We start from the raw sequence: 10,533 nt of genomic DNA, 5'->3' as shown, positions 1-10,533 counted from the left end.
TTACTGAAAGCTGCTACTAACGACTCATAAATCTACCCTTAATCGTGTATTGGATGATAGTTGCGGATTTTAGGTTTAGTAAGTTTTAGTTAGGTTCAAAAAGTTTATTTTGTAGTAAAACCATGAAAAGAATTGTAGTTATTGTTTTGATGATGGCTGCTTGCCTGGGAAACGCCCAGGCACAGCTCCATCTGAAAGCCAACGTGCAGAACAATCATCTGTGGCGTGGCATGGAAGTTTCCGACGGCATCGTCCTCCTCACCGACCTGAGCTATACGATGGTCAACGACCACGTTACCGTGGGACTTTGGGGTGGCTGCAACTCGGAAGGCTCCTACAAGGAGTTTAACCATTATCTGAATCTGAAGGCTGGCGGTTGGGGATTCGCCCTGTGGGACACCTACAACTTCTCCCCTGGCGCCAGCTATAATAATAAGGAATACTGGAACTACTCTGCTCATACCACGGGCCGATTCCTCGATGCTACATTAAGCTACCGGTTTCAGGACGAGAAGTTTCCACTGCTCCTGAGCTGGTCAACGGTAGTCTTCGGACGCGACCGCAACAGCGACAATACGAAGCAGAAATATTCCACCTTCGCCTATGCGGAATACCCTATCTACCAGAAGGATGGCTGGAAGGTAGATGCAGGAGTAGGTGGAGCCTTCGCCCTGAACAGATCTGGCGAGAATGCCCACTTCTTCGGAACCACGGCAGGCATCGTTCACATATCGCTGCAAGCCTCCCACGACCTCAAGCTCGGCAACTACACCGTTCCGGTTTATGCCAAGGGCATGTGGAATCCGCAGAGCAACGAGAGCTATTTCCAGATTGGAGCAGAAATCATCCGCTTCTAAATCTTCAAAAAAACACAGAAAGTTTTATCATAACAATCATCTAAACACAAATTCATTATGAAGATTAAAGATTTTACAACAGGTGTGCAGCACATCGGCATTCCTACCAACGACATCAACAAGACCATTGAATTTTATCATGCCCTGGGCTTCGAGACAGCCCTCCGCACAGTGAACGGCACCGAGGAAGTAGCCTTCCTCCAACTCCACAATCTCATCATCGAAACCTATCAGAACCACCAGGCAAAGATGGAATATGGAGCCATCGACCACATCGCCATCGATGTAAAGAACATAGACGATCTCTTCCAGGTAGTGAAGGAAGCCGGCACCTTCAAGATGCTGGATCAGCAGGTAAATGGTCTTCCATTCTGGGAGAAAGGCGTAAAGTTCTTCACCATCGAAGGTCCAAACAAGGAGAAAATCGAGTTCTGCGAGAAACTATAATCAGCAGCATATTCTTTTAGATAAAAAACAGATGACTATAGCAATATAAGAAAGAGAGAGATAAGAATGACGAAAGTCCAGCTTGGAGCCTTTTTATAAGAGAGGCATCCGAGTTGGACTTTCTATTTTTTCATTTTCCTCAGGAGGAACATGATGTGTTTTTCCCTGATACTCCAGGGATATTAATGATGCTCAGGCACAATGGCGAGATACACCAGATCATGGTCGGTGAGGTTCTCCATATAATGAGCATGGTTCATCGGACAGTAATGCACCTGTCCCTGTCGAACCTCCTCCACGGTATCATCATAATGGAAAGTAGCAGTGCCGCTTACCACATAGATAATCTCGCAGTTGCCCTCATGAGTATGAAGACCAGTTGATGCACCCGGACGCAAGGTAGAATACATAATCTTCACCTTGTCATCCACATAGTTACGAGTATCGAGTTTACCCTGTCCACCTTTGAAGCCCTCCAAATGAGCCTCAGCAATCTTTTCGAAATCTATTACCATCTTTATTATGTTTATTGTTTAATGTCTAATATTTACTTGGTTTTTATAAATGAAGCCCTGCAGCTTACTTTGCTTTCGCAAAATACTTCCAGAGCGGAGCGGCCATCAGGCTTTGCCAGATTTCTCCCTTCTCCAGCATATCCTTCACTTCTTCCCTGGAGAAGAGGCTAACCTCGATATCCTCAGCCTGGTCAAGATGCTGCACATCCATGCGCTCCACATCCGTAGCCAGATAGCAATGGGTAAGATTGGTATGCGTGCTCGGATTAGCCGAAATCGTCATCCACTTCTGCCAGTTTCCGCCACCGAACCCAGTCTCTTCCATCAGCTCTCGCTTGGCAGCATCCATCGGGTCCTCGCCCTTCTCTATCACTCCGGCACAGAGCTCATTCACCGTCTTCCCTATTGCATAGCGATACTGACGCACGAATACGAACATTCCGTCCTTCGTAATGGCGATGGTATTCACCCAGTCAGGATATTCCAGCACGTAATATTCATCAATGATGGCACCCGTAGGCAATTCCACCTTATCCACGCGTGCCGTGAGCCAAGGCTTCTCTATCAGATACTTCTGCGAGAGCGTCTTCCATTTCATATCTTTATCAGCCATATCTTTTTCTATTTTTTAAAATCAGACTACTTCTTCATTTAAATTGATGGTGCAAAAGTACAAAAAAAGATTGAAAGGATAAAAATAATTCTATAAAAAAGACAGTTTTTCAATTATTTTTGTTACTTTTGCAGAGATAGAATATCTAAACAGATGATAGACAGAATTGAAAAGTAAAGACATCATGGCAGAACATCTTATTATAAAAGGAGAAACGAAGGAGGAACTTTACGCCACGCTCCTCCCTCAGCTCAAGTCGCTCGTAGAGGGCGAAAGCGACATCATCGCCAATATGGCGAATATTTCAGCATGCATCATGGACACCTTCCACTTCTGGTGGGTGGGCTTCTACCGGGTCATCGACGGAACTCTTGTGCTGGGTCCTTTCCAGGGACCGCTGGCCTGCACCCGCATCAAAAGGGGCAAGGGAGTTTGCGGAACGGCTTGGGACAAGGCGGAAACCATCGTGGTAAAAGATGTTGAAAAATTTCCAGGGCATATTGCCTGCAGCAGTGCCTCCCGTTCAGAGATTGTTGTACCCGTTATCCGAAACGGTGAGGTGATCGCCGTACTGGATATTGACAGTGAACACCTCGATACCTTTGATGACATTGACAAGGAATGGCTGGAGAAAGTGGCAGAATTATTTGCCGCCAAAGCGCCATCCCAAGCCTAGCATCAGATTGTTAGGAGTCTTGAAATCCACCAGACTGTAGCCGATGTGCAGCATGGCACGTCGGCTCACATGAATTTTCAGGGCAAGCACCTCATATACACCCCTGAAATCGTTGCGATTGCCAAACAGATAGGTTCCTACACCGAAGTTGATGCTGAAATAAGGCATGGCAAACTCGCCACGAGCCGAAAGCCCCAGACCAGCCTGGGTACTAAACTTATGATTCACCACCTCGCCCCAAGAATCATTCTCCCTGCTAGCTGAACGGTCGTACACACCATCAAGCGAAGCACCCAAACTCAGCCACGGGTTCAACCGGTACATCGGGTTGATATTGAAGCCCATCACGGCATACTTGCCATCCAGCAGATAGCTCGACACACCATCATGTGCTATACCCTGCTTCCATGCGCCATACAATACCACATCCGTGTAAAGACCACGGCTATCCGGCAGCTTCTCCCGCTCCACCTTCGGCACAGCCAATGGTTGTCGGTTGATGTAATAAGCCAGTCCCAATCTTATGCCACCCGTATTAAGTCCCATGTTAGGATAAGTGGTATTACCATTAGAGAAATGAGTCAGCGAAATACCGGCATTCAGGTCGAGATATTTCGAGAGCATCCACTTCATATACAAATCAACATCAATATATGCCGTTGCCTTTGAGCCAATCACCTTGTTTTCTGGATTGTTCAGCTCGTCATAGGCATTCCATCCGAACGCCATACCCAGGTTCCACTCATAGTTGAGCGACACCCTGCGGGATAGGTTCACAATCGGTGCCCCCTGAAACAGATACACGGATATCGGGTTTGCCAGCCACTGGTTAAACTCATGTCTAGCCAAGCCTACACCCTGATACGCCCCCTGATAGATGGAGCCAGGTCTCACCTCCTCCTTATTCATGAAGGCATACTTCAGCGTAAAAGTCATGTCGTGATTCATCGTCCGAGCCTCATCATTCCCTCCACGCAGAAACTCGTTAGTATGAAATATGGTAGATGGCACCGCATCCAGTGCGATGCGGTGTATAGTCTTGGTGCTATCCTCCTGCGAGGAGGCAGGCAACGCCATGGCAGCAAACATGGATATAACCAATAAACTTAGTTTCATTATTCTAGAGCACTCCTTTCTCTTTCATGAAATCAATAAGATCTTCCATCAGATACTCCTTGCTAAAAGTATGGAGCACATCATAGCTTGGGATAATATAATCAGTAAGTATACCAGAAGTCTTTAGACGCTGATATACATCACGAGCATTCAATCCCAATCTGCGAGATAAGTTGCCAATGCAATATGTTACAAAATCAATATTATCACTATTCATAACTTCTGCTTTTTAATCATACCACTATTGCTACGCTTACAAAATCTATCCGATTAGTTTGCGCTATAATAAATCGCATTCTCATCATCTTTGCTGTTGCAAAGACCAGCATCAGAAAACAGACCAGAGAAACTAAGATCTTCATCTAGTTCAGACCAATGAATTCCATAACTACTAAGAAAGAACCTCTGGCGCTGTTCCTTTGTAGCCTTTGCCAGACGACTCCAACGGTTAAAAGAATTGAGGATTGTCGTAGTACTCCAGTATGCTATCTACTTTTAGTGCGGATTGTTTCTTATTCATATCTTCTCTTCAGCTTTTTTACAAGGCTGCTGCCACCCTCCTTACCTTCGCCAATCTAGCCATAAAAGTAGTATCACTTTTTGTAGATTGCAGATTATATCTCATCTGCATTTTCAACAAAGACTCAGCATTCACTCCAAGTGCAGCCTCAAAGAGCAAAGCTGTTTTTTCCGTCACAGGGCGACGTGCATTCAGAATTTCGTTCAGAGCAGAATAGGCAATACCCATTTCCTCAGCCAACTGTCGCTGAGAAATTCCACGATATTCTATCTCATCCTTCAGAACATCTCCAGGATGCGTAGGAAAAGCCGGAGTCATATCGTTTGCCCGCATTTCCTTTATTGTTTTTTTATCGTTGCTCATAACTACATTATTTATAATAGTTTGATGTTGCAAAGATAATATATAAATTCGATATTCACAAATTTTGTGAAGGAAACTTTTGCTAAACAACTATAATTGTGATTATCTATGTTAAAAATCATAAGATTTGATTACTTCCCGACTTGCAACTCAGATCTTTTTCATGAAATATGTCACAATATCTATTTTGCAAGTCTTTGTTTTCAAGATATTTAGGTTTGGTGACCTTCATCTGATGAACCCCACCAACTTTTCGATTCTACCAAGCATAAACTGGAAGAAACGGTGATGGCTATAGATAAGCCTCCACCGTTTGTTACTTTATTTCTTTGCTACAATGAATTAGAAAGTAACTGACCAATCCTCCATCGGCAGTTATCGATTGAGGAAAGCAACTAAACTATCTTGTATGAAAGACAATAGATTAGACTGCTCACTCACCAAATACTTCTTCCATATAGGATTAACTTCTATGAAGGAATCAAATTTCTTGAGATGCAACGAATACAAGCACCGATTTACATAATTGGCAGAATGCAACACTAAATCTCGCTCATCCCTATCATCCAACCATAATCTTAGAACATTAGCAGGAGATTCCTCTACAAGCTCATCTACTAAGTCCTCAAAGATACCACTCATCGGATAGTCCTTGACAGCACTAAACACCTGGGATTTTGGAGTAGTCCAACCTAGTTTTTGCTCCATATTATCCTCAGATTCATTGATTAAGAACTCAATACACTCAACCAAAGACTCGTTATTCGTCTTAAGATGAGGATATTCGTCCAACAGCCTCCAAGCCTCAGCTATCATCATACATGCTATTTCATCGAAATCGAACACACAGGCATGTTGGTGAACATTCACCAAATCAACAAGGGCCATCAACCAAAAATAATCGTAAGAACTGCATAACTTTGTGGTGATAAGTTCAAGTCCTCCTTTGGGTACAAAATCTTTCCCTGCATTTCGAACCTGGATTCCTTCACATTCAACATTGCCCAATATATCAGGGAGTTGTTCTGTTGCTCTACCTATTAAATTACCATCAAAATCATACCATTTTCCATCGACACGAATTTGATTTTGCTGCATACAACTACCTTCTTTAATATCCTCAATTTGGTCCAGATAATGGGTTCTATCCAATAACGGGAACAAATCAGTTTGCATATAAGCAACTATTGTCTTCTCGCCCTTATCCCAAACTCCATTTGTACACACCATGTTCTTAACTGTGAAACAAATATCATCTTTGTAATTGAAACGATAGAGCCTACCATGCAGAATTTTCAATTTTCCATCTGTAGAATAGACACGTTCACCATTTCTGTTCAAGATAAAGCACAGCCTCTCCATATTCTCAACATAAAAATCAAGAGTTGCCAATTCCTGATCAGTATTTTTAGAACCTTCAGTATTTTCACTTTGTGTAAAATCATACTTTATCTTTCCTAAATTGACGAGACGCAACTTAATTGAGTTCTGCGGTCTCCCTAGAATACTAGCAATATCCTCTATGCTTTTTCCCTTTTCATAACAAAGTAAAAGTAATTCTTCTTCATTCTCTGTCCATGGCAAATCCTTTCTCCTACAATTCACGGCAGAAGATTCGTCATCGTCAGAAGATACAGAATCATCAGAAAGCGTTGAATCACCAGAAAACTTTTCCATTTTTAGAGTATTATCTTCTGTTCCTATATTCGAGATGAACACATCCGCTTGATGCTCATGAGCATGAAGCTGGTTGATAGCATTTTCAATACAATCTACCAAACTTAATGTTGCATCCACACCTAAAAGATTTACTTTTAAATCCATCAAGAAGTTCTCATAAAGATACAGCAAAGAACTTGTTACATCTTCCTGCTTTACTGGATGAGCCGAGATTTTATCATATAAATCAAAGACCGTTGGACATAATGATCTAAACATTTCTCTCTCAGCCTTATGTTCCTTGAGGAAAGTATAGTATTCAATGTTTAATTGAATTTGTACATCTTCATCTAAAGCATAAAAAAGGTTCTGCTTTTCCTCATCACACGACTCTGCCACAAGATTATTTTTGGGTTCATTTTCAGATGACAAAATCTTTTGGTACTCCGCCAAAGCCTCTATAGACTTATCTATGGCATTGTCTTTACTTGTTGCCAATTCACCTATTTTCTCTTCAGTAAGAGCTGAATAGTTCTCTAATAGAGCACGCTTCAAAGAAGAACGTCCTGACGGTAAAGTCATAAGGAAAAACAGATCCTCATCAAGTTCCACGTAATCAACACATTCCTTGATTTTACTCTCAGAAGGTCTAACCTGTCTTTCTTTTAGCAGAGTCAAGTTCTCTTCTTTGCCACGATAGGGAACAAGATGCCAAAATTCTTCATTTTGCATAGTCCAGAATGGGAAATACGCATCCACAAATAAAGAATCGTCATCAGGCAGGGTTCTTTTCCATACTTTATGAAAAGTATCTATCAGCTGCTGATTATATCTAATTTCATTAGAATAAATCTCATCCGATTCACACATTTCTATAATGGTAAGCAAAAGAACCGCCTTATGTGGAGTTTTACGGCCATATTTCTCATTCGGCTTTAAATTTTCAAAAGCCTCTACATAGTCCATATTTTCCCTTTCTATATTACTTTATAATTCTTCTGGCTCCTCTTCATCATGTTCATCATCAACCTTTTTGGAGGTTAATTGTAAAAACATATCCAAGAAGGAACGATGAGAAAAGAAATATCCCTTATCTTCCTTTAATTTATCTTCCATAACAGAGAAGCCATAATTAGCATACTCTTCCATTGTAGTTATCAATTGAGAAACAACGGTACTAGGCTTTATTTCACCTTTATCCAAGGCTATCCAATCTACGTCTGTCTTTGCCACAAGAGCCATAAATATATAAGAACGCAACGCAGGATAAGCTTTGCGCCCTTTTCGTGCTTCAGCAGTACCCCAAAAGACCAAATTCTGTCCCAAGACCTTTGTTTCTTCTGATAATGGCAGTTTCTTACCTGCATACAAACCGATAAAAAACGCCATGATATAAGGCTCATATCCAGAACCAAACACTTTGCCTCTTGCACTAGTATTCTCAGATGCACCAACACCATAATCCGAGATAGCTCTCATTACGGTCTTCTCGTATTTTATTTCAAATTTGGGATTTCTACGTCCCCATATATCTATGAGTTTCTCGTTTTTATCAACAAGTTCCTCTATATTATTTAAAACCTCTGCCATTGTTATTTTACTTTTGTTATAACTGTTTGGATTGTTGCTAGATCCTTATCATCGAAAGGCTTCTTCTTTTCAATTCGGAACACTCTACCAGAAACTTCATTAACCTTGTTCTGGTCAAGGACTAAATTGCCATCATAGCTTTCCTTCAAGAAGCTCTTTGTCACGATAACAACTTGCTTATCCAAATTACTAATCACATTGAAGAACTCCGTCTCCTTAGCATCAGTAAAAGAAGAAGTTGGAGCATCGAATATCAAAGGAAACTCAGTTTCACTTCTTTGAGTAGCCAACTTGCCAATAGCAAATAATACCGACATCAAGTAAGTTGTTCTTAAAGCAGTATTAGGATTGAAGATTCTTGTATTATCACTATTCATAAGAACCGCCTCTCCTTGTCCATTAGCCTTTTCCAGAATACGGATAGTACCCTTGAAATCATTAGTATTCAAGCTCTCTAAGAAAACATTCGCCTCATCTTCAATTGAATGAAGAAGACGCTTTTTGTTGGTTTCCTTAGCAGACTTGAATGCTGCAGAAATATGACGAATAAGTGCAGCAATCTTTGCATATAAAGCAGCAGAAGTACCTTCTGCCAATTTACCCAAACTTTCTTGTGCCTCCTCAAGAGTCTTACGATGATTAATGCGTTGCCCCTTCAATACCTCCAATCGACTTACTGCCTTATTCTTTAAATCCATCCAATTGGAAATATTCTCTAAATGAGACAAGAGCTGTTCTTCTGTTAATCCATCAGCTTGTGCCAAGATACGCTTTTTAGCTTCAATTTCATTATTCAAATTTGCGTCTATTTTCTTGATTTCATCATGCAAACGATTATTGTTAGAAATCACCTTTTGTATATGATGACGAAGCTTGGTTATTTCGGCAAGATTATCATTTAGAATCGTATCTCGCTTTTGTAACTCAACGATATATTCATTCTGATAATATGGTTTTACCTCCTCATCTTCATCGACCTTTAAAGAATTCTTGTATTCCTCTAAGCGCTGAAGCATATAATTCCATGGTTCACTATGCATTTTAGCTGGACGACCACAAATTTTACAAACTTCTTCGTCGAGCATTTCCTGCATTATCTTTTGACCAGGAATGTGCACTGGCAATGGTACAAAAGAAGTTTCCTTTTGCATTTTCTTAATTATTTTTTCCGCACCAGCAGTCTGCAAATAATCATTCTCCAATTTTCTTCGTTTTTTATCGACCGCACTAATCTTTTGAGAATATTCCTCAGCAATATCCTCAAAACCCATAAGTATCCACATATCATCCAGAAGATTGATTGTATAATCTTCTTTAATAGATGCTTGAACTTGCGCACGTTTATTAGTTAAAGTGTCTATACGTCTATTGACATTAACAAGCAACTTTGAAGCTTCTTTGCTTTGCTCAATACTTTTTAATAGACCAGCAAAATTAGATGCCTCATCTTCCTTATTTCTAATTTCATTTTCTATGTCTTCCAATGTACTACTTTCTTGCTCTATAGTACGCTTGAGCTGAGCAATCTTCTCACTATTTTTACGATCAGACTTCTGAGCATTTGTTTGTGCCTGCTCTGCCATCTTTGTAGAGTATTCCATAAAAGAGAAGTATGCCTCAAAATCCTTGACATCGCTGAAGGTCTCAACCAACATCTTTAATGCATTTGAACTTTGAAATACATCAAGATCACTTTCTCCTTTAAACATAGTGTATTTGCGAATCTCGGAAGGCAAATCATAATCAAATTTTAAACCATCGCGTCGCATTCTTTCACCCCCGTTTTCTTCTATTAAATCAAAAGAGAAATTCGAGGTAGTAATTTCACCATCATAAGACTTTGTAAAATGAAAACTTTTTTCTAAAGTCTTGACATACCCCTTGTGTTCGTATGTCATTGCCACACGAACATCAGCAGATTCATCGGCAGAAAGTTCTTCGCTTCTCTTCTTGGAAATCAACTTTGTATCTGCCTTTGATGTTCCATCAGTTCGGAACAACCACTCTAAAGCTTCATAAAACGTAGTCTTACCGTCACCATTAGAACCAATGATGAGGTTAAGACCATTTACAAGTTCAAAAACATTGGACTTGTAATAGCCCTCAAATCCGCAACCTATAGGGTTTCGTGAGAATTTACTTGTAAAACGACCAAAATTCTTTTATTGTACATATTC

12 protein-coding genes are annotated in these 10,533 nt (G+C 40.7%); 3 read left to right on the top strand and 9 right to left on the bottom strand.

The window, feature by feature from the left end; all coding sequences use genetic code 11:
• The first annotated feature begins 122 nt into the window (after positions 1-122).
• Positions 123-857: a hypothetical protein gene (locus AAAT87_RS14145; protein WP_264964618.1), complete on the top strand. Its 735-nt coding sequence runs from the start codon at positions 123-125 to the stop codon at positions 855-857.
• Between the two features lie 57 nt (positions 858-914).
• On the top strand, positions 915-1,304 hold the full coding sequence (locus tag AAAT87_RS14140; RefSeq protein ID WP_349226764.1) for a VOC family protein: 390 nt from the start codon (positions 915-917) through the stop codon (positions 1,302-1,304).
• A 182-nt stretch (positions 1,305-1,486) separates the two neighbouring features.
• On the opposite strand, the gene AAAT87_RS14135 is transcribed toward AAAT87_RS14140, so the two are convergent.
• Together AAAT87_RS14135 and AAAT87_RS14130 are read right to left on the bottom strand one after the other, a co-directional pair.
• Entirely contained in the window at positions 1,487-1,819 is a 333-nt protein-coding gene (locus tag AAAT87_RS14135; RefSeq protein ID WP_022122055.1) for a cupin domain-containing protein, read from the bottom strand.
• A 64-nt stretch (positions 1,820-1,883) separates the two neighbouring features.
• Positions 1,884-2,432, bottom strand: a complete 549-nt coding sequence (locus AAAT87_RS14130) for an NUDIX hydrolase (protein ID WP_349226763.1) — start codon at positions 2,430-2,432, stop codon at positions 1,884-1,886.
• A gap of 184 nt (positions 2,433-2,616) precedes the next feature.
• Between AAAT87_RS14130 and AAAT87_RS14125 the strand changes: the two genes are divergently transcribed.
• Entirely contained in the window at positions 2,617-3,108 is a 492-nt protein-coding gene (locus AAAT87_RS14125) for a GAF domain-containing protein (protein WP_296972029.1), read from the top strand.
• Here the strand turns inward: AAAT87_RS14125 and AAAT87_RS14120 are convergent.
• The 7 genes from AAAT87_RS14120 to AAAT87_RS14090 form a co-directional block, all read right to left on the bottom strand.
• A complete protein-coding gene (locus tag AAAT87_RS14120) occupies positions 3,076-4,224 on the bottom strand; it encodes an acyloxyacyl hydrolase (RefSeq protein WP_349226762.1) in 1,149 nt (382 codons plus the stop codon). The two genes, AAAT87_RS14125 and AAAT87_RS14120, sit on opposite strands and share 33 nt — an antisense overlap.
• Positions 4,225-4,228: 4 nt before the next feature.
• On the bottom strand, positions 4,229-4,441 hold the full coding sequence (locus AAAT87_RS14115) for a DUF3791 domain-containing protein (RefSeq protein ID WP_349226761.1): 213 nt from the start codon (positions 4,439-4,441) through the stop codon (positions 4,229-4,231).
• A gap of 53 nt (positions 4,442-4,494) precedes the next feature.
• The gene (locus tag AAAT87_RS14110) at positions 4,495-4,713 is read right to left on the bottom strand and encodes a DUF2442 domain-containing protein (RefSeq protein WP_412458997.1); all 219 of its coding nucleotides are present in this window, start codon (positions 4,711-4,713) and stop codon (positions 4,495-4,497) included.
• A gap of 49 nt (positions 4,714-4,762) precedes the next feature.
• Complete coding sequence (locus AAAT87_RS14105) at positions 4,763-5,077, bottom strand: HigA family addiction module antitoxin (RefSeq protein WP_349226760.1); 315 nt, start codon at positions 5,075-5,077, stop codon at positions 4,763-4,765.
• Positions 5,078-5,482: 405 nt separating this feature from the next.
• Positions 5,483-7,732 (bottom strand): hypothetical protein, encoded by a 2,250-nt coding sequence (locus AAAT87_RS14100; protein ID WP_349226759.1) that lies wholly within the window; start codon positions 7,730-7,732, stop codon positions 5,483-5,485.
• Positions 7,733-7,753: 21 nt separating this feature from the next.
• Entirely contained in the window at positions 7,754-8,356 is a 603-nt protein-coding gene (locus AAAT87_RS14095; RefSeq protein ID WP_117587916.1) for a glycoside hydrolase family 15, read from the bottom strand.
• Between the two features lie 2 nt (positions 8,357-8,358).
• Positions 8,359-10,476 (bottom strand): AAA family ATPase, encoded by a 2,118-nt coding sequence (locus AAAT87_RS14090; protein ID WP_349226765.1) that lies wholly within the window; start codon positions 10,474-10,476, stop codon positions 8,359-8,361.
• Positions 10,477-10,533 lie beyond the last annotated feature (57 nt).

Origin of the sequence: Segatella sinensis (assembly GCF_040095255.1) — a bacterium.
GTDB classification, from domain to species: Bacteria; Bacteroidota; Bacteroidia; order Bacteroidales; family Bacteroidaceae; genus Prevotella; species Prevotella sinensis.
Note: the sequence above shows the minus strand (reverse complement) of the source record. Positions and strands in the feature narration are given on the sequence as shown.